Origin of the sequence: Klebsiella sp. BIGb0407, from assembly GCF_024807845.1 — a bacterium.
Taxonomy (GTDB): domain Bacteria; phylum Pseudomonadota; class Gammaproteobacteria; order Enterobacterales; family Enterobacteriaceae; genus JGM124.
In genome coordinates, this window is record NZ_JANUEQ010000012.1 from 89089 (window position 1) to 109447 (window position 20359).

Annotated in this window: 20 protein-coding genes and 6 pseudogenes; 13 read left to right on the forward strand and 13 right to left on the reverse strand. The window is 48.1% G+C overall.

Features of this window, described 5'->3' with window-relative positions; translation table 11 throughout:
* Nucleotides 1-356: 356 nt before the first annotated feature.
* Both M2387_RS24285 and M2387_RS24290 read right to left on the reverse strand, forming a co-directional pair.
* Nucleotides 357-1649, reverse strand: a pseudogene (locus M2387_RS24285) (6-phospho-alpha-glucosidase).
* A pseudogene (locus M2387_RS24290) lies at nt 1646-3266 on the reverse strand (alpha-glucoside-specific PTS transporter subunit IIBC). Before M2387_RS24290 ends, M2387_RS24285 begins: the two co-directional pseudogenes overlap by 4 nt.
* Before the next feature lie 265 nt (nt 3267-3531).
* On the opposite strand from M2387_RS24290, the pseudogene M2387_RS24295 reads away from it, so the two are divergent.
* Nucleotides 3532-4256 (forward strand): annotated as a pseudogene (locus M2387_RS24295) (GntR family transcriptional regulator).
* Nucleotides 4257-4401: 145 nt separating this feature from the next.
* Here the strand turns inward: M2387_RS24295 and M2387_RS24300 are convergent.
* The 3 genes and pseudogenes from M2387_RS24300 to tnpA form a co-directional block, all read right to left on the reverse strand.
* Entirely contained in the window at nt 4402-4728 is a 327-nt protein-coding gene (locus M2387_RS24300; RefSeq protein ID WP_259053189.1) for a type II toxin-antitoxin system RelE/ParE family toxin, read from the reverse strand.
* A complete protein-coding gene (locus M2387_RS24305) occupies nt 4728-4955 on the reverse strand; it encodes a type II toxin-antitoxin system Phd/YefM family antitoxin (RefSeq protein ID WP_259053190.1) in 228 nt (75 codons plus the stop codon). The genes M2387_RS24300 and M2387_RS24305 overlap by 1 nt, the downstream gene beginning before the upstream one ends.
* 548 nt (nt 4956-5503) lie before the next feature.
* Nucleotides 5504-5809 (reverse strand): annotated as a pseudogene (gene tnpA / locus M2387_RS24310) (IS200/IS605 family transposase); the annotation flags it as partial.
* Between the two features lie 66 nt (nt 5810-5875).
* Here tnpA and M2387_RS24315 point away from each other — a divergent pair.
* The 3 genes and pseudogenes from M2387_RS24315 to M2387_RS24325 all read left to right on the forward strand — a co-directional run.
* Complete coding sequence (locus M2387_RS24315) at nt 5876-6028, forward strand: hypothetical protein (RefSeq protein WP_259053192.1); 153 nt, start codon at nt 5876-5878, stop codon at nt 6026-6028.
* Nucleotides 6029-6076: 48 nt separating this feature from the next.
* The gene (locus M2387_RS24320; RefSeq protein ID WP_259053193.1) at nt 6077-6250 is read left to right on the forward strand and encodes a hypothetical protein; all 174 of its coding nucleotides are present in this window, start codon (nt 6077-6079) and stop codon (nt 6248-6250) included.
* Between the two features lie 386 nt (nt 6251-6636).
* Nucleotides 6637-6953, forward strand: a pseudogene (locus M2387_RS24325) (DNA cytosine methyltransferase); the annotation flags it as partial.
* A 39-nt stretch (nt 6954-6992) separates the two neighbouring features.
* Here M2387_RS24325 and M2387_RS24330 read toward each other — a convergent pair.
* The 6 genes and pseudogenes from M2387_RS24330 to M2387_RS24355 form a co-directional block, all read right to left on the reverse strand.
* Nucleotides 6993-7164 (reverse strand): annotated as a pseudogene (locus M2387_RS24330) (IS4 family transposase); the annotation flags it as partial.
* A gap of 87 nt (nt 7165-7251) precedes the next feature.
* Nucleotides 7252-7725: a DUF1097 domain-containing protein gene (locus M2387_RS24335; RefSeq protein ID WP_259053195.1), complete on the reverse strand. Its 474-nt coding sequence runs from the start codon at nt 7723-7725 to the stop codon at nt 7252-7254.
* Nucleotides 7722-8993, reverse strand: coding sequence for a NupC/NupG family nucleoside CNT transporter (locus M2387_RS24340; RefSeq protein WP_259053196.1), 1272 nt, complete (start codon nt 8991-8993; stop codon nt 7722-7724). Before M2387_RS24340 ends, M2387_RS24335 begins: the two co-directional genes overlap by 4 nt.
* Nucleotides 8994-9123: 130 nt before the next feature.
* Nucleotides 9124-10062, reverse strand: a complete 939-nt coding sequence (locus M2387_RS24345; RefSeq protein WP_259053197.1) for a pseudouridine-5'-phosphate glycosidase — start codon at nt 10060-10062, stop codon at nt 9124-9126.
* The gene (locus M2387_RS24350) at nt 10059-11150 is read right to left on the reverse strand and encodes a PfkB family carbohydrate kinase (RefSeq protein WP_259053198.1); all 1092 of its coding nucleotides are present in this window, start codon (nt 11148-11150) and stop codon (nt 10059-10061) included. Before M2387_RS24350 ends, M2387_RS24345 begins: the two co-directional genes overlap by 4 nt.
* Nucleotides 11151-12061: 911 nt before the next feature.
* Entirely contained in the window at nt 12062-12451 is a 390-nt protein-coding gene (locus tag M2387_RS24355) for a hypothetical protein (RefSeq protein WP_259053199.1), read from the reverse strand.
* 135 nt (nt 12452-12586) lie between these two features.
* On the opposite strand from M2387_RS24355, the gene M2387_RS24360 reads away from it, so the two are divergent.
* Both M2387_RS24360 and M2387_RS24365 read left to right on the forward strand, forming a co-directional pair.
* On the forward strand, nt 12587-13093 hold the full coding sequence (locus M2387_RS24360; RefSeq protein ID WP_259053200.1) for an antirestriction protein ArdA: 507 nt from the start codon (nt 12587-12589) through the stop codon (nt 13091-13093).
* A 43-nt stretch (nt 13094-13136) separates the two neighbouring features.
* Nucleotides 13137-13328: a hypothetical protein gene (locus M2387_RS24365; RefSeq protein ID WP_259053201.1), complete on the forward strand. Its 192-nt coding sequence runs from the start codon at nt 13137-13139 to the stop codon at nt 13326-13328.
* Nucleotides 13329-13470: 142 nt separating this feature from the next.
* Here the strand turns inward: M2387_RS24365 and M2387_RS24370 are convergent, their stop codons facing one another.
* A complete protein-coding gene (locus tag M2387_RS24370) occupies nt 13471-13884 on the reverse strand; it encodes a hypothetical protein (RefSeq protein WP_259053202.1) in 414 nt (137 codons plus the stop codon).
* A 343-nt stretch (nt 13885-14227) separates the two neighbouring features.
* Here M2387_RS24370 and M2387_RS24375 point away from each other — a divergent pair, with 343 nt between their 5' ends.
* A complete protein-coding gene (locus tag M2387_RS24375; RefSeq protein WP_259053204.1) occupies nt 14228-14608 on the forward strand; it encodes an META domain-containing protein in 381 nt (126 codons plus the stop codon).
* Nucleotides 14609-15025: 417 nt separating this feature from the next.
* Here the strand turns inward: M2387_RS24375 and M2387_RS24380 are convergent, their stop codons facing one another.
* Nucleotides 15026-15238 (reverse strand): hypothetical protein, encoded by a 213-nt coding sequence (locus M2387_RS24380; protein ID WP_259053206.1) that lies wholly within the window; start codon nt 15236-15238, stop codon nt 15026-15028.
* Between the two features lie 420 nt (nt 15239-15658).
* Here M2387_RS24380 and M2387_RS24385 point away from each other — a divergent pair, with 420 nt between their 5' ends.
* The 6 genes from M2387_RS24385 to M2387_RS24410 all read left to right on the forward strand — a co-directional run bounded on the left by M2387_RS24385 (nt 15659) and on the right by M2387_RS24410 (nt 20042).
* Nucleotides 15659-17647 carry a ParB/RepB/Spo0J family partition protein gene (locus M2387_RS24385; protein ID WP_259053207.1) on the forward strand — a complete coding sequence of 663 codons (1989 nt, stop codon included), beginning with the start codon at nt 15659-15661 and terminating at the stop codon, nt 17645-17647.
* A 45-nt stretch (nt 17648-17692) separates the two neighbouring features.
* On the forward strand, nt 17693-18124 hold the full coding sequence (gene psiB / locus M2387_RS24390) for a conjugation system SOS inhibitor PsiB (protein ID WP_259053209.1): 432 nt from the start codon (nt 17693-17695) through the stop codon (nt 18122-18124).
* On the forward strand, nt 18121-18849 hold the full coding sequence (locus M2387_RS24395) for a plasmid SOS inhibition protein A (protein ID WP_259053210.1): 729 nt from the start codon (nt 18121-18123) through the stop codon (nt 18847-18849). Before psiB ends, M2387_RS24395 begins: the two co-directional genes overlap by 4 nt.
* Nucleotides 18850-18907: 58 nt before the next feature.
* A complete protein-coding gene (locus M2387_RS24400) occupies nt 18908-19294 on the forward strand; it encodes a hypothetical protein (RefSeq protein ID WP_259053211.1) in 387 nt (128 codons plus the stop codon).
* A 77-nt stretch (nt 19295-19371) separates the two neighbouring features.
* Nucleotides 19372-19626, forward strand: coding sequence for a hypothetical protein (locus M2387_RS24405; protein WP_259053212.1), 255 nt, complete (start codon nt 19372-19374; stop codon nt 19624-19626).
* A 44-nt stretch (nt 19627-19670) separates the two neighbouring features.
* Nucleotides 19671-20042 carry a hypothetical protein gene (locus M2387_RS24410; protein ID WP_259053213.1) on the forward strand — a complete coding sequence of 124 codons (372 nt, stop codon included), beginning with the start codon at nt 19671-19673 and terminating at the stop codon, nt 20040-20042.
* The last annotated feature ends 317 nt before the right edge of the window (nt 20043-20359 follow it).

Here is a 20359-nt window from a genome sequence, read left to right on the forward strand (position 1 = left end):
ATAAGCACACTCCCCTCATTTATTTCCCCATAGCAATTCCATGTTTAAATAATTGAATTTTATGTATTTTTATTGTTTCTTTCATAGTGAAAGTTCCACTTATTTTCGTATTCTATTCAAACCTATTTGATAATGTCTTTATTAGGTTACAGTTCGCTATTCAGGTAAATGATGCAAGCCAAAATAAAGTCGTTTTAACTCGCTCTTCATCCGCCTTGCACCCAACTTCCACTGTGAACACAGCTCCAGAATCTGAGTAACTTCTCCGGAGCCAGTCACGAGAAATGCCGCTGGGACGGCATACGAATTTCTCATAATTGTGCAGGCTGGTATCTACAGAATACCTGCCTGTAAGGCTAGTGTAGCTCCGGCCAGTAATCTTTATTGGCCGCGATCAAGTCGTTAAGAATGGCTTTGGCAACAGATGCGCTTGGTACTGTTCTCGACAGCGTAATAGCCTGCCACAGCTTGTGATAAGAACGATATTCCCAGGCATCCACCACCAATTTCTCTACCGCTACTTGTTGACTCATCATCCCTTTCTGGAAGTTAGGAATATCGTCAACTGTCAACGGCTCTGGTCCATTGTGGCGACTAGACACGGAATTTCCACCATCGCATCTGCATCGAAGTTATGAATTGCACCATTGTTTGGCACAGTCAGAAGCATGCGTTCCTGGGTATTAAAGGCAATAGCCGCCGCCAGGTCGACGATATAAGAAGCATGTTCATCGATTTCCAGATCGCCAGCAGCAGAGTTACCAGCCTCGATTATTGCCCGGAAAGCGTTGAAGACGTTTGTCTCTCTGTGATCCATCACTTCGTTCGCGCGGGTGCGTTCCGGGTTGGAATGCGCTACAACATAGTCAGGGAAAAGATAATATTTGAGGTAAGTATTAGGCATCGTATCCGGATCCAGTGCCTGTACATCTTTCGCTTTTGCGAAAATGTCGTTCCAGCTAGCTTCCGTATGTGGATCGTTTATGGCGGAACGTAGCTGTATTTTGCTACATATTAGCGTAGTTTCGGCATCAAATCGTTACTCTGTAGATATTCAATTGAAGTCCACCAGCCGAAATGGTTCAGACCGTAGTAGCGCACACGCATCTGCTTACGGTCTTTCAGGCCAACAATTTGCGCCATCCGGTCTTCGATACCGATCGGCATATCGCAAATGTTGAGGATTTTTGTATTCGGTCGCAGACGATTAGTCGCTTCCGCGGCAATTTCTGCTGGGTTAGAGTAGTTCAGCATCCAGGCATTCGGTGAGTATTTTTCCATATAGTCGACCTGCTCAAGTACGCCGCCAATAGATCGCATACCATAAGCAATACCGCCTTGGCCGCAGGTTTCCTGACCTAGAACGCCGTAGCGCATCGGGTATTTGCCTACGCGGATGTGTGCCATCACGAAATCTACGTCGGTAAAGGCCACCTGTGGATCGGTGGTATAGCTGAATTCTATCTCCGGCGCTTGCTCTTTAGGATTACTTTGCATGCCTCAGTAATGGTCTCCTGACGCGAGCTGTCGTTGTCGTAAAATTTCAGCCTCCGCAGCGGAAAGCGATCCTGGTTCGCAAACAACATCAGAACAATGCCTGGGGTGAATGTACTGCCTCCGCCTGCGATAACAACTGAGAATTTTTTCATGATACTGCCTCCGTCATGATGGTTTGTTCATTCTGTAGAGAATCTTTCATCAGGGTTTCTAACCGGTCACGGACTTGGGGAACATGCAGGCCAACGATGACCAGAATACCATTGCCACGGCGCACAACTCCGTGCGCACCCAGGGCTTTAAACACGTCATCGCTTTCCGTTTTCGTCATGTCAACCAGCGCGATAGGCAGCCGGGTGGCGCAGTTATTAATACTCTCGATATTGCTTGCACCACCTAGCGCCTGCAGGATACCTGCGGTTTGGCTTTGTTTGGTATCTACCGTCCCTGCCTGGCTAGTTTTGCCACGAGCTGCCTGATAATCGGCTTTGCTGTAAAGCTTAATTTCATTCTCTTCACGACTAGGCGTTTTCAATTTTAGACGAAGAATCAGCGCACGGAAAATGACGAAGTAGAGTCCAGTGAAGCATGCGCCAATGCCTATCTGAATAAACATCATGGCCTTGAGGTTGTGGAACATCGGGATCCAGTTTTGCGGCAGGAATTGGTCAAGCAGGCCGCCGCCAAAGTTGCCCACGACGCCAAAGACATACATCATCGTTGCCATGGTGGCTGCCAGCACCGCATGAACGGCAAACAAGAGTGGAGATATAAACAGGAACGAGAATTCCAGAGGTTCAGTTATCCCTACCAGAACGGCAGTTAAGGTAGCGGGGATCAGGAGCCGGCTACCTTGACACGGTTTTCCGATGTAGCGGTAAAGTAGAGGGCTAGCGCAATGCCAACCGAACCAAAAACTTTTGAGTTGCCGTGCAGCGCAAACCCGCCTTTCGGGAACAACGTTTCAGCGCTTCACTACTCTGACTGAACTCCTGTAAATGCTGTGCCCAATAGACCTGAATACCACTCTCCATAACCGCCGGGCTGAAGATAAACGGGCCGTAGATAAAGTGGTGTAAACCGGTAGGGAGCAGAATACGTTCGAGGAAGATATATACCCATGCGCCTAGCGCTCCAGCCGAGCGTAAAAAGACCTGTAGCGATTCAATACCCATCTGCACCTTTGGCCAGCTAAATAGGGTTAGCCAGGCACAGGGGATCATCGCAAAAAATGCGATAATCACCACAAACGAAGAACCCTGGAAAATACTCAAAAATACCGGCAGCTGTTTATCGAAATAGCGGTTATGCAGGGCGGCCATCAGTCCGGAAATAACTATTGCGCCGATAATGCTGGTATCAAGAGTTTTAATCCCAGCCATCATCGTCAGACTACTGCCTGCGGTCGGTTCAACAGAAAAGTCGACGCCGAAATAATGACCCTAGGTCATCCCTATAGCGTTGATTCAATAACTCTAAGTGAGGAAGTTAACCAGTACCGCCAGACGGACCCTACCTTGAGACTGTTTAGCCAAGCCTATTGGCAGACCTACAGGGAAAATCAGCGGCATATTACGAAAAACAGTCCAGCCGTCATCCTCGATAATATGAACAATCTGAGCAAATAAACTATCTGGTGAAGCAAGCGCTTCGCCGACGAACATCGGATTGCGCAGCATGATGGCAATACCCACTACTATCCCGGCGAAAGGAAAGAGTAAAACCGGCGTAAACATGGCGCCGCCAACGCGTTGTATTTGAATGAGCATTTGAAATCCTCATGTAACAACTTGTAGGGGAAGAGGCCTTATTTGTATTTGGCATACTTCACGTGCCACACTTAATTATGCTGGGTAAGCCTTTGTGCTGGCCTGATAGGAGAATAGACGTCTGCCCTTACGGCAACATGGCTCACTGTTACGATACATGATCGCTTTCATGGTTTTAATTGCGTCTATGGTGTCTAATTTTTTATAGAAAATTAGACACGCTGAATACGATATCTATTTCAGCACAATGAATAGAGGTCTAATGGTGATCTACAAATCTATCGCTGACAAGTTGCGCCTTCGGCTCTATTCCTCCAATTTTGATATCGGTAGCCCGCTTCCGGGAAAAAACTTGCGGAAGAGTTCGGTGTCGTCCGTATGACAATCCATAAAGCAATCGATCTGCTGGTCACCTGAGGGCTAGTCGTGCGTCGTCAAGGTTCCGGTACTTATGTCACCCGCAACGATTTGTATCACGAAACCACTAATCTGACCGGGCTAGCAGAGGTATTACGCAAGCAGGGTAAGGAAGTCGTCAGTCATGTATTGCTTTTTGAAATGATGCCAAGACCACCGGCCATTGCCAGTCTGCTACGGATAAAAATTGATGAACGGATCTATTTCTCGCGCCGGGTGCGATTTGTCGATGGCAAGCCGCTAATGCTGGAAGACAGCTATATGCTTGTGAAGCTATTTCGTAATCTGTCGCTGATACATCTGGAGGGATCAAAGTCCGATTATATTGAAAATGAGTGCGGGGTAACCATCAGCGGTAACTATGAGACGCTGACGCCTGTGCTGGCGGACAAGCAGCTGGCGCAGTCGATGAACGTATCTGAACAGATGCCGCTACTACGTATTACATCCCTCTCCTACAGTGATAGCGGGGATTTTCTTAACTATTCCGTGATGTTCCGTAATGCCAGTGAGTATCAGGTGGACTACCATTTGCGGCGCATCCAAACGGAGAATCCGGTATATGCTCAATAAAAATATTACCAGGCTGACGCGTCAGAGACTTGTCCAACTCCTCCTCAGTTCGAAAAAAAGTTTAGAAATGAGGAGAAGTTTATTGTTCGATGATTTTTTAATATTTAAGAAACATTGAGGCTTGTCAGAATTATCTGGATCAGGTTTAAAGGCTTATAAGGCGTTTGAATAATAGATTCTGAACATCTTGTTTGTGAGAAAGTATCGCGTGTGTTGTTACTATGTCATCTTCTATCGAATACAAAACTTTGTAGCCGTCCGGAGTATTGCACTCCCGATATTTTGCGCAGCCAATCTTCAATAATTCCGGACAGATTTGACATCCGAGCGGAAACTCATTAATCCGGCTTTCGAAGTGTTCAATGATGCCACTGATCACTTCTTTTGGTTCCACCTCTATACGCCGTAAATGATTAACGATATCTTCGAGACAGATTTTTACCGTTCGGGTGTACTGAATCACAATCACCATTAAAGCCCTGCCAGTAACTGTTCTTTAGTAAGCAGATGGCCATCAGTTTTATCTTTCTCTGAAATGGTAAGCAGCTTTAATAGCGCAATAGCGTTTTGACGCTCCTGCTGGGCAACATATGACTCAATCACATACGCCGGAATACCGTTCTGAGTCACCAGAATCGGCTCTTCAAGGTCAAGCGATGCGGCGTTCTTCTTTACGTAACTAATAGTCTCAACTTTCATAGCAACCTCTTGATGCGGAGGTTCAAATATGGTCTGTATTTAGTCTTATTGCAATAAGTTACAGTGAAAAACTAAACTTGTTTTCAGTTATCGAGGGAATTAAAACCTGATGAGAAGTATCTTCTCTGAAATGGTGAACGAATTCTTATTCGGTAGCGAGGCGTTGAACAAGCGAAGTGCCTCAGAAAAGGGCACGTAAAGGATTTGGGATGTCAGGGTGTCCTGAACATACGACTAAAAACCCTATTTATTCGCTGTTTTTCATCCTTAATCCCCCACGATGAATTAATATCTAACAATTTGATTTATATTGATTAAATGATTTAATTTCAGATTGAAATTCCCAGTTTTTAAAGTAATCATCGACACCATTCAAAGTGTAAGCTATAACTACTTTTTCTGTTTTTTATACGGAACAAAACTTCAGCTAGAAGCGCGCGATTGGCCTTGTCACCAAGGCTTTTCGCGGGAAGTCCCTTTCTTTCAGGTGGAGGAGGAAGAGAAAAGCCCGCGCAAGCAGGCTAGTGAGGCCGGTTCTGTTGCTCAATTTATTTCTTAATGACTTCAAGTGGTGCACCGCCCACGCTACCAGCGAAGTATGACGGTGACCAAAGCGCGTCTGACTTTTCCGTGGGATTATGCAAATCGAGATGATGCAATTTCATCTTGCGACTGCTAACCCCTTTCAGACTGTTAACCAGCTTGATGATCGCCATATTCGGCGGGAAGTTAAGCAGCATATGAACGTGATCCGACTCCCCGTTAAACTCCATCAGCTCGCAGTCAAATAGCTCGCATACGTTGCAACAAATGCTCTCCAACGTTTCCAGATGTGTGGCGCTGAATACCGCCCCGCCCGATAAGTCATGCCCATAGACCAACCTTGAAAATGCATTCTGACGTTATTACTATAGAAATATATGAGCACTCAGACCAAAACATTATCAGTCAGAGTAAAAGACAAACACGCCGCCGTATTGCGGCAGATGGCCTTTGTGGTCAATCAGGTCGTTAATCTGGCAAACGAGATAACCTGCGCGGCATACAGCAACGCTGGTGCTTTTGGTGCATAGGCTCCCAATTGGCTGTCGGCGTTTGATGTTAAAAAAAGGACGGCAGGCATGCAGAAAGAGCACGGCTATACCATCGGCAGCGCTACCGTACAGGAAGTTATCGCCGACCACGGCAATGCACGGAAACAGTTTAAACGTTCCCGGTTGCTCTGGTGCGTCAGTGATGGCGTTCGCCGTTCGCTTGGATGGATCCCGTTTCAACCAGGAGGCTGTTCTGCCTGAAAAAAGACGTCAAAACTATCCACCGATTCGGTGCATAACCCTGTGGGTGAGTGACATAAGGATGTCCGTATCTTTGGGCCGATGTGCCGTGCTCGCACGTTCCCGACATTCACGGTGCGTTCAGCTCTCTCATGTCGCGCTACGGTCTCCGCACCGCCCTGATGCCCGTCTACTGTGAGGGTTCGGCACAGAAGGGTGCCGGATGCTGAGGATGTCGACGTATGTTTAACTGACCTGTATTACCCTGGAAAACGGTGTGTGAGCCCTGTATATCAACGGGCAGTATCTGGGCGCTGATGATTGCAGTGATGAACGGTTTTTACTGGGGGATCTCCTGGAGCATTTATTCCGGCAGCCAAGGGTGTCCGTTGAAACAGTGACCCATCCGGTACCACAAAGATGGATCTGAAATTTTAATTGACTGTGGTGGGATATGACTATTGGCTAACAGGAATTTAATGATCCCGAAAATATGGCTTACCGTCCACGTAGGTTGACCCCTAGAAAATGTGCGCGATTAATGAGCTTTGAGCAACCTGGAAAAGTAACTTTTCGGATCCCCGTATCTGATACCCAAGCGTACCGACAGTTTGGAAATTCAGTCATTGTGCCCGTTTTTGGCGCAGTGGCTCGTTTACTTGATTCAAAAATTGCCTGCGCTGTTGAAATACGAAAATCAAAGGCACTAAGAAACATAGATTGATTTCAAAAGAATCGCCGCACGGCGTTTTTATACATTGAATACGCGTTTTATTTCACTTTTGACCTGACCAGTACAGGGTAAGTAACGTCCGATGCTGGTCGGCGTCAAAGATGCGTCATCTATGGAGGCTATGGTGGCATCAAGCAAAGTATTTTTGTCGATATTTGTGAAACGGAGCTAAAGCATCACGGAAAAAATTCTGACATGCCTGTCTTTTTCACCCACCCATTACTGTGATTCCTCAGTAATGGGTGGGCTCACTAAAGCAGGTTAAATGATGTTGGTGAGTCCCCATAAGTTAGCGGCTGATGAAGTCCCATTGGCGAGCTACCCAAGTTCCACTGTACTGCATAAGAAAACCAAATAACCCACCCAGGGCCAGAGTTGATGCCACCGGCATCCAGCTTCCCTGTGAACCAAATAAGGCGCAGGCACCGATAAAACTCCCTGGAACAAAGAAGAGAGCGCGTAGTTGAGATTGGGCACACATCACAAAAGAGATAATACCCGTCAAAGCAGCGGTATAACTCAGGCTTGCTGACGTGGAGAGTGCCATCACAATAGCCGCCCAACTGACACCACTGATATTTGCGGCGATACCGCGACACAGACCAGTCAGCCCTTTAATCGGAATGGCAAAGTAAGTGGTACAGCCTAAAAAGCCAATCCAGCTCATCAGCAGTAATTGTTCAGCCAAGCACGCCCAGACGGCAGATAAAATACCGATGCTAAATGCGAGGCAAAGCATAAGTCGAGTTTCACTTTTCATCATGAGACTATCGTTAATGCGCCCAGTCCGATAAATAATCCCGCAATGGTTGCGCTCATTAGATTCGATAGAGTCGCTGCCAGTAAAGCGCGTAAACCTAATCGGGCAATATCTGAAGCGCGATCCGGTGCGACGGCACTGAACGCTCCCACCACCACGGCGATGGAACCAAAATTAGCAAAGCCACAGAGAGCAAAAGAGATAACGGCGATGGTTTTTGGATCCAAGGCATGGACTGTATCTTTAAGATAAGGGGCGAAATTTACGTAAGCAACAAACTCATTGATAGCCAGTTTTTGTCCAATCAAGCCACCTGCCAGTGCTGCGTTATCCCAGCTCACGCCCATGATGTAGGCCATAGGGGAGAAAACGTAACCCAGTAAGCTTTCAAGGCTGATACTTGGCCAGCCAAATAAGCCTCCAATACCGCCAATAATACCGTTTATCAAGGCAATTAAGGCGACAAATGCCATTACCACGGTGGCAACGCCGACCGCAATTTTTAGCCCCAGCATGGCACCATTGGCCGCCGCTTCGATAACACTTGCCGGGCGTTTATCGCTGAATGAGATCTGGTTAAACTCAACCTCAGAAGGTTCTGTCGCTGGACTCAGCATACGGGCAAACAGGATCCCGCCAGGAATAGCCATTAATGAAGCGGCCAGTAAATACTCAATCGGAACACCTAATCCGGCATAACCAACCAGCATCGAGCCAGCGATAGATGCCATGCCGCTACAAATCACCGTAAACAGCTCGTTGCGGTTCATTTTATTGATAAAAGGTTTGAGCACTGCAGGGAGTTCATTTTGGCCAAGAAAAATAGTGGTGACAGCGGCGAATGCTTCCACTTTGCTGACGCGCATCATCTTCTGGAACAGGTAACCCAGTATATTAATAAACCATCCCATGACACCAATGTAGTAGAGAATAGAGATAAGTGATGTAATGAATATAATCGCTGGTAATACATGAAATGCAAAAACAAAGCCAGCACCATCAAATAGCTCATTCATTTTGGGGCCAACAAGCCCGCCAAATATAAAAGAGCTCCCAGCGTCACTGTATGAAATGACTTTATTTACGCCACTGGCTATAGAGTTAATTAACCATTTCCCTGCAGGGACATACAGCATTACCGCCCCGAGTATAATTTGTAAAATTAAAGCGGCACCTACTGTTCTTAAACTTATTTTTCTCCGGTTATTAGAAAAGATAAAGGCAATCAGAAGCAATATAGCAATACCTAACAAGCTACGTAATAGATCCATAAAGCCGTTCCTTTAATATATACGCCGATACCTGAAAGGGGATGAGAGCATACAGAGGCTCCTCCACCTTTCAGGCTGGAATTTTATTTAGCTATTTTTATCAGGATAAAACTTAAGGAGTAACGCTGTTTTAAGCTGCCGTTTTTTGGTAACAACATGCAATCTGAGCGGCCAGTTTTGCGTTATTGAATACCAGTTGAATATTTGAGTGAAGACTGTCTCCCCCGGTCAGTTCTGCTACTCGCGCCAGCAGGAATGGAGTACTGTCTTTACCGTGTATACCTTGTTCTACTGACTCTGCCACTGCTTGCTCAATGGCGGCATTAATTTTTGACTCCGGCATCGCAAATTGTTCAGGGATAGGGTTAGCAATGACCATTCCGCCTTCCAGGCCTGACTGCCACTTAGTGCTCATGGCTTTAGCAATTTGCTCTGGCTCATCCAGCTGAATGCTGACGGAGAATGGGCTGGTACGACAGAAGAATGCTGGTAATACGTGGGTCTGATAGCCAATCAACGGTACACCGTGAGTTTCCAAGTATTCGGTGGTTAAACCTAAATCCAGAATCGATTTGGCCCCTGCACAAATAACCGCGACATTAGTTTTCGCCAGTTCCTGTAAGTCGGCTGATATATCAAAGGTTTGCTCAGCTCCACGGTGAACGCCACCAATTCCTCCGGTAGCAAAGACATGGATCCCGGCCATCTCAGCAATAATCATGGTTGATGCCACAGTAGTGGCCCCATTTTTACCTGCGGCAATAATAAATGGCAGGTCTCGACGACTTACTTTCGCCACGTTGTGGCCCTCTTTGCCCAGTAATTCAATCTCTTCGCGTGTTAGGCCCGCTTTCATTCGGCCGTTAATAATAGCGATAGTGGCCGGTACCGCGCCGTTATCACGAATTTGTTGTTCTACGGCTAAGGCTGTTTCTGCATTTTGTGGATAAGGCATTCCATGAGAAATAATGGTCGACTCTAAAGCAACAATAGGACGATTATTGGCTAATGCTTCAGAAACTTCGGGTGAGATATCCAGATATTCATGGGTGATAACATTGTTTTTCATGATTGTAATTCCAATAGTTTTTGAACACTGCCATTCGACAGATTAGGGTTATTAGTCAATTCAGACGAAAGAGTCAGGGCAGAACACCCTTGGGCAAAACGAATACTTTCAGCGAGCGTCATATCTTCAAGCCAGCAGCTGGCTAGCCCAGCCATCATGGCATCACCTGCACCCGTCACATTAACGATGTTGACCGACAGAGGGGCAGACCAGCCGTTTTCTCCGCCAATCTCACTGTAATAAACGCCGGCAGCCCCCATACTGAGTGCAATGCGTTGTACTCCTTGTTCATGGAACCAGTTCGCAGCAGCCGGAGCATCTTGCGGGCTACTGATAATCATACCGCTGAGAATTTCAGCTTCCAGACGATTAGGTTTCAGCGTATGGATATGTGACAGCCAGTTTCTAATTTTCGGAGCTTTAAATGCCGATACAGTATCGACAAATACAGGAACATTTCCTGAGTGGCTAAATAACCATGCCAGGGCATCTTCAGTAAGATTACAGTCAACAATCAATACGCCAGCATGTTGAATAAGGATTTTTGACGTCGCTAATAAAGCCGGGGTCAGTTTATCCAGGATTTGCATGTCATTAATAGCAACCAGCATTTCACCTGTTTCATCTAATAATGAAACATAAGTAGAGGTACTTTCACCGTGCAGTTTATGGAAATTATCAATATGCACACCGGCCAGCTTAGCCTGTTCTAACAGCGTTTCACCGTAGAAATCATCACCGACTACAGAAATTAAATGACACTCTTGACCTAATAAAGCGATGTTTTGTGCAATATTTCGGCCTACTCCACCTGGAGTGCATTTTATTTTTCCTGGATTGGAGTCCTCGTAAACTAATTTAGTATTAGAGTATCCACAAACATCCATATTAGTGGAGCCAACCGTCACCACATAACTATGTTCAGATAAAATATATCCCTTTCCTTTTATATATCCCTTATTCATTAAATTCATAATATGTCCTGCTACACCAGAGCGGCTAATACCTAAAACATCGGCTATTTCCTGCTGTGGGATCAAAGGGTCACGTCTTAGAAGTTGCAATATTTGCTTTTCTCGGCTAGTCATATTGGACACTTGTTTGTTTTTAAACATTCGTTTGTTTTAAGCCTCCATTGAAAAATAGTAAAGGGGGAAGAGATGTTTTAAGAGCGAATTGGGAAGGCGATCGTAGTAAATATGAATGCGCATGTATTACCTATTTTTGTGAACTGCCTCAAGCTATTAATCTGACTATTTGTGTCTGTAATGGACTAAAAAATATCATTAAATGTCATTTAATATTTTATGCTGGTAAAAATACTTAAAAAACAATCGGATGAAAATTCTTCAGATATAAACAAACTTTTGTTTGTTTTCCGATTAAATATCGATTTTGCATGATGTCTCATTTTGTATTGCGAGTGAGAAAATGCGATGGGATTCACACTGACAACAGGGGACTGGAGACCTTAAATAGAAGAGGAAGGGGATAAAATACCCAAAGATTAAACGGGCGAGTCAATCACCCACCATCACCTCAAGTGGATTGCTCAGACAAAACAGAGTTTCAGGCTAAAGCCGGAGAGCGATTACGACGCTTTCTATCTCTGCTCATTCTGAGGTGTAATGTGATTCGTGGTGTGAGAGGGGGTTCGTTGACCACAAAATACTCTACAAGAGATGCCATGCATGCAGTACGTTATCACTGAGCAGGACGGTATTTCTCTATCAGCTCGATATCCTACGCGACGAACTGCTGATTCAGGCATTGATGGAGGCGTCTGACTGATTGTCATTTTTATCAATCTGCAAAAGTATGGCTCTTATCTTAGAATCTACAAGTAACAAGATACAGACAGGTGCAGGGATGATGTAGCCAGTGACGTTTTTGACAGTGTTCATCGGCCAGAAGAATGACCGTTGCGGCGTTCAGATAACGTCTGGCGGATGTGTTGTGCTACTTCTGGCTGGCTGAGGATCTGCTTGAACTGGATGGGTCACTCGATGAAGACAAGAACGATGTCGCGATGGAGCGTGCAGAAGACCGCCACGACACGAATATCGGGTTTAACTTGGAGTACTTGCAGTTTGTTATCGAGGCTATGGAAGAAGAAGAACTTAACGGTAGCCGGGTAGAGGTGCCCGGCATTTTCAATCAGGATGTCGCGCGGCACGCTCCGCTTCTCATGCGCAGCCTCCACCCTGTTCCGGCTTAGCGACAGGTAAAGCTTCGTGTGCGCGGCGGCAAACGCCGTGCCTCTACTATAGCCGGGTCGCTGCTGATGCAAGGGGAGAGTAAACGCCGTTACCTTCACCCGGTCACAATCTATTTTAAAGGTATTATTCGCTGTCTTCCCGTTGTTTTCCGTCTCAGTTTTCGCCGTCAAACCGTTCAGCCTGCTCCTGCTTTTTATTGCGCTGCGGCTTCGGTAACGCCCTTGCATCCTCCGCTTTTCGCCCGGCTGTCGTGTCGGCACGGCGTAAGCCGGTTCACAGACAACACTGACTTCGGAGGATTTTTTATGCGCAATACGACGACCACACCTGCTGTCTATGTGGGGACTTATCACAAATACAACGACGGCAGTATTTTCGGGGAATGGCTTGATTTGACTGTGTTTGACGGCAGGAATGATTTTTATAAGGCTTGCCAGGTGTTGCACTCAGATGAATTGGATGCCGAATTCATGTTCCAGGACTGGGAAGGCATCCCGTCACAGTTCGTCTCTGAAAGTGCTGTGAACTGGGATTTTATCGACGCGTACAAACGTGCTGAAGAGGAACACTCGGAAGCCGCCTTTATCGCCTGGGCGGAGTATACCGGTCGCTGTGATTATGACGAATTTGAGGATGCGTATCGCGGCGAGGCGAAAAACGAGGAAGAGTATGTCCTGGGGATGATTGACGATAGCGGCATGCTGGATGATGTACCGGAGTCACTGCGCATGTACTTCGATTATGGAGCCTATGCGCGTGATCTGTTCTGCGGCAGTTATGTTTTTCATGACGGCTATGTTTTCAGCAACTGAATACCATCCGGCGGGTTTACCCGCCTTTCAGAGAGAATAAAAAATGAAACTCGCTCCAGAAACCCGCGATATTCTGTGGCAGTACAAAGCACTCATTAATGCCCGGCGCCGTGATTCAGGCCAGCGTGAACTGACGATGGCGCAGGTTATGGATGAGATATGCTCCTATATGACTTGCCAGTGTGCGGTTTTCATTGGCGGTCACTTCATACTACAGGGCGGTAAAGAGCGTTAAGCAATAAGTATGGCGGCAGGCGGTGGAAATCGCCTGTCAGCGCGCGGGAAAACCCTTGCAGGCTGGCGCCTGCGGAGAAGGGGACGAATGCTGCGCTCCGCGCCGCTTTCCGTCCTCTCTCGCAAATGAATCACGGAGGGGGTTAACGCTTGTCCCTGACAAAATAGTATGTGGTCACGGCACCCAGAAAGGAACTGGTGATTGTCGTGAGAAAAAAGAACAGCTGCTCGCCCTGACCAGTAGACGCCAGAATTACCCCAGATACTATTGAAAGTGCAAGCAAGACAAAAGGTAAAATACTGGCCAAGGCTGCGGGCATCCTCTTGTTCATTCTTGAGGTCAGTGTGTCTGTCTTTCCTAATCCGCCACAGCAGCTGCAAACCAGTCCGGAGAATGAGCTGTAGTATTCCTCCTTGTTAAACGGCCATAGACGTGCCGGTATTTCATTATTATTCGCCAGCCTCGTAGCACAGACGAGGCAGGATTTTCCCTCAATACCATTTTTACAGGTTCCTTCACCCTGGCAGTGACAGCAGTCGAGCAGAACATTTTCCAACGCTATTTCTCCCTTATTGATTATCACATCTGTGTTGGTATCAGACGGTATCTCTCGTCTTTATAAGAGGCAGACCCGACTCGAAATATATCACCTGAATGAACGTGATGAGTATCGATAAAACAATACACAACTTATGCGCGGCGCGGGGAATTCAGAGCGGAATACATAAAGTTCAGCATTTAAATATGTAATTTAAAATAGGGTGATATTAAATTATTGTTGTAATTAATGTGTATTGTTTGTTTTGCAATATACATTTTCGTGTTCTTTTTGACCGGGTTATTATCTTTGTTTTTCATTGTGATAGGATATTTCCAGTTGTAATAAAAGGAAAAATACAATGAAAAAGCTGGTTATAGCTGTAATTATGGGATTGGCATTAACAGGGTGTGTATCTTCTGGAAATGATTCATTAAAAAAAGAAACCGAGGTAAGTGTAAAGTCTAAAATTACCGAAGGTGTGACAACACGATCAGAGATTAAAACGATATTTGGGTCGCCTGCAAAAACGTCATTTACGGATGGTGGCAAGGAAATCTGGACTTACGAGCTGGCAGACGTCTCTTCTGATGCCGTTAATTACATTCCTATTGTTAATTTATTCGGAAGTTCTGCATCCGGAACTAAAAAAGAACTGGTTGTGATGTTTGATGGCGATAAAGTACAGAAATATTCGATGTCTGAATCCGTTATTTCCACCAAAACGGGTCTGTATAAATAAACTTAATGATTCAGGGTAACTGAGACAAAGCTCATTACGGTGGGCTTTTGTTGTGCCGGCAGCGTATGCGAGGGAAAGAGATGACCAGATTTGTGGTTTTCCTTAAAGACGACGAGACGAGAGCCGTCGTGGAAAAAAATGTAACGCGCGAAATGTCCAGGGATTTAAAAAGGAAAGGGGTTCGCCCGATATCCTTATGTCATCGAGGCCATTGACGGACATGAGGCAATAGATCATTTAAATAAACAAGGAAAGGAGCATTTAGACGAATTGTCTCAATTCTCAGGCAGTATCTTTTTCTATTGTGCAATTGTTGTCATCGCTTTCGTTGTTGCCTGGATTTTTTACTGATTTACACGGCTGTTAATCTGATTGTCCTGGCCATGTGCCGGGCGAATCCCCTTCGGGGCCAGGCTGTCATGCTGCGCACTGAGCCAGTGCCTGTCTCATCCCGGACCCTTCGGGTTTCCATCCTTTTCGCTTTCCGCTTGCAGCATTCTTCCGAATACGCCGCTTTGTCGCGCCGTGGCCTGCGCTCATCGCATCCCGCCGAAAATAACGTCGTCGGGATGTAAGGGGCAACGCCGTTTCGCCTGCCGCGTTACGTCGTTGCAGCTGAACCCTGCTCATTCCTCCTCGTATACCTATTTTTCCGTTTAAGTCCCTTCGCCTGGGCTGAGACAAGCACAATCCGTCTGGCTGTCCAGGGACGGCAAGCCTTTCGCCATAAATTTGTTTCCGGCCATTCCGCAGGCTCCATTAGACCGAAAAAAATTTCCGCTCACGCCCGGACAGCTGCACCGGCTCGCGTTGGTTTACGCCCTTGCGGCGAGGGTTCTCAAACGGGTGAAGGATATAACACCGGGAACAGACCAGCAGGTTCCCGCAAACATCAAAACCGCGGCTCCTGAAACTCAACGGGTGAGGGTTTTTAAAAACAGGGAAGGATGTGAAAAACGTTTGAAGGGGCATCAGTCGTAAGAAAAAAATGCCCTGTCGGAGCACCATCCACAGGGCGATACGGTCACTCTCAACAATGAGGTATCAAATATGTCAGTAAAAGAGTCTAAAGCAAAAACAGCCAAAAAGGCTACCCGGAAGGACGATATTCCGGCGGTTTCCGTAGAGCTGGAATCCGTTCTGGACGCAGCAGAAGTCCGTATGACCTCGTTTTCCCGCCTGTTTATCGGGGAGCTGAACAGTCGTCTGATCCCTCATACGCCGGAAGAAATTCAGGGGTATGCCGACAGTATTCAGGCGGTGGGATTGTTGCAGAACCTGGTCGTAGTTGAGCGTGAGGACGGGCGTCTGGAAGTGGTCTGCGGGGGAGGGCGAACCAAAGCGATCGGCTTGCTCGTCGAGGCCGGACAGGTTGACCCGGACAAAGAGTGGATTGTGTACAAAGCGGTTCCCCTTCATCTGGCGCGCGCGGCGTCCATGACCGAGAACGGCAAGCGCAAAAGTATGCATCCGGCAGAACAAATCATCGGTTTTCGCAGCATGTCCGTTGATGGCAATACCCCGGCAGAGATTGGTGGCTTGCTCGGGTACAGTGCCCGTCACGTCCAGAGAATGCTGAAGCTGGCCAACCTTGCACCCGAACTGCTGACGTTACTGGCCGAAAACAAACTGGATGTGGAGCAGTGCCAGGCGCTGAGTCTTGAACCCGATCAGGCGCGTCAGGTGGAGGTCTATACCCGGGCGAGAGAGTCCTATAACCACATCCCAGCTCATCTGTTGAAACGCATGATCACAGAGACTGAAATATCCGTCACAGCCCCCCGTTTTGTGTTTGTAGGACGCGAGGCCTATGAGGCCGCAGGAGGCGCGGTGCGTGAAGACCTGTTCAGCGCCGAGGAGGGCGACGGAACGGCTGACAGCGTGTTAACCGACCGTCTGGTGCAGGAAAAACTGGTATCGGTCGCTCAGACACTGGAGCAGGAAGGCTGGTCATGGTCATTGGTGCGGGATGTATCGATAAAAAACTACGGGGAGGATCGGGCTAACTACCTGCTGTTACCGGAGCCTGAAGCACAGTACTCCGCTGACGAGCAGCTGCGCCTGGATGAACTTTACGCCACCCAGGAAGCCGCTGAAACGGTTGACGATGAGGCCGCGCTTCAGGTGTTCATCGACGAGATTGAACAGGCCGCTTTGATACGCGCCTGGATGCCAGAGACAAAGGCTTCCTGCGGCGTGGTGGTCTGCTGGGAGCACAACGAACTGTGTATCCAGCGGGGCGTACAGAAGAAAGTGCAGGACGCGTCTGCTGAGGGTCAGGACAATTCCGAGCTTCATATCATCACCCGCAGTACACCGGATGTGGCGGAAGGCATCAGTCTGCCTCTGCTCAAAAAGATGTCATCAGAGCGTACCCTGGCAGTCCAGGCGGCACTGATTCAGCAGCCGCAGAAAGCGGTAGCCCTGATGGTCTGGCGGTTGTGCAGCTGCGTGTTTGACTACAGTACCTCAGCCTCCCACCCGTTTGAGCTTCGCCTGGAGGTACATCACGGAGAGCTGACCAGTGAGGCACCGACCGGAAAGGAAGGGCAGGCCTGGCAGTTGCTGATGGAGGAAAAATCCCGTCTGGAAGCCCTGCTGCCGGAAGGGTGGAAGCGAGACTTTACCACGTTCTTTTCTCTCGACGGACAGACGCTGCTGTCGCTGATGACCTTTTGTACGGCGTGTTCTGTTAACGGCGTACAGAGCCGGGAGTGTGGTCATACCCGCCAAAGCAAACTGGACGGGGTGGAGGCCGCGCTGGGGTTCCATCTTCGGGACTGGTGGCAGCCGACAGCGGAGAACTTTCTCGGTCTGCTGAGTAAAAAGCAGATTGCGGAAGCGCTGAGTGATGCCGGGCTGACAGGGGCGGCATCCGATGCAGAAAAAATGAAGCGAGGGGATGCCGCCAGTCATGCAGAACAGTGGCTGTCCGGTACGCGCTGGGTGCCGGGATGGATGCACTCCCCGAAAACTGAAAAACCGGAGGTCGGGAACACCACGACTGACTCTGACCATTCTGCCCCACACGCTGCCTGATAAACATCACGCCGCCCTGCGGGGCGGCGATAAGGAGACTGTCCAATGAAAAATATCATCACCACTGCTGTCCTCAAAACCCTGCGTTCCGATGAACTGGAAGACTACCGTGCCGGAGGGGAAGACTTGCGGCGTGTGCTGACCCATGCCGTGATGCGTGACCTGAATACCCCGCTGGCCTGGGCGATGAACGGCGAATACCGCAGCGAGTTTGGCGGTTTCTTCCCGGTACAGGTACGGTTCACGCCCGGACATCAAAAATTTCAGGTGGCGGTATGCAGTCCGGGAGAGGTTAACCCGGCCTGGATGGTGGTGCTGATGACGGCAGCCGGTCGTCCGTTCTCGGTTATCAGTACGCTGGCGGAATTCGATCCTGAACGCATCAATCACACGCTCAACCTGGTGGCCTGTCTCGAGGCTGAAGGGTATTCCATCGAGAGCATCATTAACGTTATGGCGATGGAGGGGGCGGTATGATCCCGACAAATATGTCCCTGGTACCCCTGAATCATGAGCGCCGTTGTGTCATGCAGGCGATTGCGGAGACAGAGAAGAAAATAGAACGGGGAAGCCCGGTGGCTGAATTTCCCTATGCCCGTGCGTTCTTCCGGATTTTCAGTGGCAGTAAACACATTACGGTCAGGGAAATCGGTTTTTTCTCGCCAGGAATGACAACCCAGACGCTGCGGGGGAAAAAACGGGACTGGATAGCGACGATTGACCGTCTGATTGAGAGCCGGGGAACGTGTTGCTGGCTGCCTCTCTCCCTGTCCGAGGGCTGGCGCTTGTTCCCGGAGACGCGCTTTCAGGAAACGGAGCGCAGGCGCAGAAAGTCCGAGCTGAATGCGGAAAAATATACCCGGCAGCATCGAAAAGAAAGCGGTCAGCGGGAGCGTGCGTATCAGGCCGTCAGAGGACAGGCGGAGATTGAGCTGGCATTCTGCACGCCGGAAACGGTAAGCAGCTGGTACTCGCATTGGTCGAGGTCAGATATCCGCGCGTATGATATTGAAAGAATGTTCTTTAGCTGGGCTGAACGTTTTCCCTCGCTTGAGTCTCTTGAGCGCGGGATGATGACGGGGGAGCCGTTCTGGCGCGTGATGATAGAATCGGGCGCACTGGCAAAAGAGAGTCCGGTGTGGGTCAGGAAAATGGAAAACTGGATGATACCCAATAAGCTGACAGGCCAGAGCAGAGCATGATGCGGCAATAATTGGTTCTCTGGGGAGAGAAGGGCGTACTGAAAAAGGAAAATATAAAATGAGATACTGGATATTGGTTGTGCTGTTAAATGGATTGTTCGCACTCGTCATGCATTTTGCTGCACCTGACATGGTTGGAAGTAACGGATATTATGCCGCACAGGTTGTTTGTACCCTGATTGCTCTGGTGATCACCTGGAGAGATGAGCCTGGAATACTGGATAACATACTCATTTTTCTCGTGCAGTGGGGAGTAATGATTGCTGCCATAGCCTTTTCTGTCTGGGGAGTGGGGTGCAAGCTGGGTTTATGGGAGAACGATGGCCCGGACGTACTGTTCAGCAGTGCGTTCCACACCCTCTTGCCAGACCTGGCGATACTGACGGGAATGGGTATTCTGGGCATCGTTTACATACGCTATTTGCATCAGGAACGCTTTGGTTAACCTTTCAGTGTGTTGTGGCTTTCATGACTTCAGACATGGGAGCCTCTCTTTGATGGCAGAAATAGGAGCGAAAAACTATGTGGGAGTTTCTGAGACGTAAAGTCGCAAATTTTCCGCCCGTGAAAAAGATGTCTCCGGCTCAAAAAAAACGGGTCGGAGGCCGGATCATCATCACCGGAACCCTGCTGTTATTCATTCCGCTGACAGGGCTGTTTTTCGACTTCGGCAGCCTGTGGATGCATGTGCTTTTCCAGGTCATCTGGGGTGGTTCGATGATAGTCGGCTCTCTGATTGCTTTTGAATCAGACGGGAAACGCCCCGGTTTGCGGTGACTTTTCCCCAGGGCGTAATCAATGAGTTTTTCATAAAGGAATGAATGATGGCTGTAGCGACTCGAAAAAACGGAGACGGTGGTCAGTTTGCCTCAACGCTAAAACGTATCCTGTATTCCTGTCTGGGGATCGGATTGCTGTTCGTACTGTTGTTGGTCGTAGAGCGTCTGGTCTGGGTGAATGCCGACCGTTATCCTGTTTTTTTGACTGAGGAAATAGACGTTCCATTAATCATAAATGCTGAAAATTTCTCAAAGATAAAAGCCCAGTTTGATGCGGTTTGTGGCGAAAAGAGAGGATCGATGGCAGTCGTTGCCAAGGAAAACGGGACTTTTTTGCGTTGCGATAATGGGATTGTTCTCGATGCCTGGCTCAAAGGTACTTACAAAATTAATGGGCCAGAAAAGGCTGGGTAGTCTCTCTCTTCCTGGCGTCTTCTTTCATCTCTTCTGAAACCGGCCTGTTTATACGGCGAGTCTGCCAAAACAGACTCGCCGTTAATACTCAGCATTCCGGCAGAAAAATGCTGTCTGACAGCGTGTGATACTCAAATGAGTTTTTCTTGCAGGACATAAATGGTCTGTCGGGCATGTCTCTGCAATGTTGTCTTACTGTCTGACTTACTCTGTTCTCTCTACGGTCAAAAGATAAAAGGCAGAACCCGGTGACACCTTCGGCTTCCCGTCCGTTCCGGCCGGGTCGTCAGCCACACTCCGCCAGACGACGAAAATAC

Coding starts and splice junctions, on each gene's coding strand:
- M2387_RS24320 (WP_259053193.1), top strand. CDS start 6,077: ATGCAGAAAGAGCACGGCTATACCATCGGCAGCGCTACCGTACAGGAA.
- M2387_RS24400 (WP_259053211.1), top strand. CDS start 18,908: ATGAGATACTGGATATTGGTTGTGCTGTTAAATGGATTGTTCGCACTC.
- M2387_RS24345 (WP_259053197.1), bottom strand. CDS start 10,062: ATGAAAAACAATGTTATCACCCATGAATATCTGGATATCTCACCCGAA.
- M2387_RS24375 (WP_259053204.1), top strand. CDS start 14,228: ATGAAAAAGCTGGTTATAGCTGTAATTATGGGATTGGCATTAACAGGG.
- M2387_RS24360 (WP_259053200.1), top strand. CDS start 12,587: ATGCGCAATACGACGACCACACCTGCTGTCTATGTGGGGACTTATCAC.
- M2387_RS24365 (WP_259053201.1), top strand. CDS start 13,137: ATGAAACTCGCTCCAGAAACCCGCGATATTCTGTGGCAGTACAAAGCA.
- M2387_RS24385 (WP_259053207.1), top strand. CDS start 15,659: ATGTCAGTAAAAGAGTCTAAAGCAAAAACAGCCAAAAAGGCTACCCGG.
- M2387_RS24315 (WP_259053192.1), top strand. CDS start 5,876: ATGAGCACTCAGACCAAAACATTATCAGTCAGAGTAAAAGACAAACAC.
- psiB (WP_259053209.1), top strand. CDS start 17,693: ATGAAAAATATCATCACCACTGCTGTCCTCAAAACCCTGCGTTCCGAT.
- M2387_RS24410 (WP_259053213.1), top strand. CDS start 19,671: ATGATGGCTGTAGCGACTCGAAAAAACGGAGACGGTGGTCAGTTTGCC.
- M2387_RS24350 (WP_259053198.1), bottom strand. CDS start 11,150: ATGACTAGCCGAGAAAAGCAAATATTGCAACTTCTAAGACGTGACCCT.
- M2387_RS24305 (WP_259053190.1), bottom strand. CDS start 4,955: ATGAAAGTTGAGACTATTAGTTACGTAAAGAAGAACGCCGCATCGCTT.
- M2387_RS24395 (WP_259053210.1), top strand. CDS start 18,121: ATGATCCCGACAAATATGTCCCTGGTACCCCTGAATCATGAGCGCCGT.
- M2387_RS24380 (WP_259053206.1), bottom strand. CDS start 15,238: ATGAGCAGGGTTCAGCTGCAACGACGTAACGCGGCAGGCGAAACGGCG.
- M2387_RS24335 (WP_259053195.1), bottom strand. CDS start 7,725: ATGATGAAAAGTGAAACTCGACTTATGCTTTGCCTCGCATTTAGCATC.
- M2387_RS24300 (WP_259053189.1), bottom strand. CDS start 4,728: ATGGTGATTGTGATTCAGTACACCCGAACGGTAAAAATCTGTCTCGAA.
- M2387_RS24405 (WP_259053212.1), top strand. CDS start 19,372: ATGTGGGAGTTTCTGAGACGTAAAGTCGCAAATTTTCCGCCCGTGAAA.
- M2387_RS24340 (WP_259053196.1), bottom strand. CDS start 8,993: ATGGATCTATTACGTAGCTTGTTAGGTATTGCTATATTGCTTCTGATT.